1 protein-coding gene and 1 pseudogene are annotated in these 913 nt (G+C 39.4%); both read right to left on the minus strand.

Annotated elements, in window-relative coordinates:
* A partial coding sequence (locus CWM53_RS19315; RefSeq protein WP_100750832.1) for an HNH endonuclease occupies positions 1 to 622 on the minus strand: 622 nt, incomplete at its 3' end.
* A 40-nt stretch (positions 623 to 662) separates the two neighbouring features.
* Positions 663 to 913 (minus strand): annotated as a pseudogene (locus tag CWM53_RS19320) (nuclease); the annotation flags it as partial.

Consider the following 913-nt stretch of genomic DNA (forward strand, 5'->3'; position numbering starts at 1 on the left):
GATCAAATAGCACATCAACATGTGCAGCTAATATAATTCCATTAAAAGGATCGAGCCGTTCAGTGCCGTTGTGGCATGCAGACCAAGGTTTTATGTGGCTTGCTCTCAGTAATGGTTCAAAGGTTATATCAGTTAGCGGACATGCAGGATAACGTTTAAGACATTCTTTCCTGAAAAAACCTTGGCCAAGTCTGGCTGAAATTAACTGTTCTCTGGTTGTATCATCAATGCTTTTATCTTGAAGTATCGGTGCTAAATCTTGCTGAACTTTTTCGAAAGGATTTATCGATAAATAAGATATAATCAATTTTTCAATAATCGAGTTCGGCAACATGTTCATTCGTTGCATAACTATTTTTGAAGCTACAGGCAAGTTTCGTGGAGTTCCATCTTTATTCCTCCATCCTGTTCGAGTAGAACTGAGCCATGAATCAAAACGATCCCGATGATTTTTAAGGCTATTATAAAACTCTTCTGAAGTCTTACCTTCACCAAATCGAGGATAAAAAAGAGCGGCAGCATCTTTCCATTTTTCAACCCTAAGTAAAGATGGAGGATTTTTTTTGCCAAACTTTGAAAAGTACCATGCTACCTCTAAGAGTCCATCTTCTGGAATGACCATACCAACCCTCATTGTTAATGATATTATTTAATTCAATTTACTAATTTATATCCCAATTTCTGAAATAGCGCTTTAATTTTTCAATAGTATGCCGCCATTTTGGAGTTGTAGGTTTGCAGACTGTATTTTGATTACCGAAGAATCCGACCTCGTTCACCGCCTCTTGCTCACTGCGGGTTTCCAGCCACTTCACGGGGACAAAATACTCGGACTTGTCGGGGTCATCTGCATTCCGGTGATAGAGATCGCTGTACTTAAGTACATCCATCGCCAGCTTTTCACCGTCGTCAG

This window comes from Klebsiella sp. A-Nf5, from assembly GCF_002810545.1.
Taxonomy (GTDB): Bacteria; Pseudomonadota; Gammaproteobacteria; order Enterobacterales; family Enterobacteriaceae; genus Klebsiella; species Klebsiella variicola.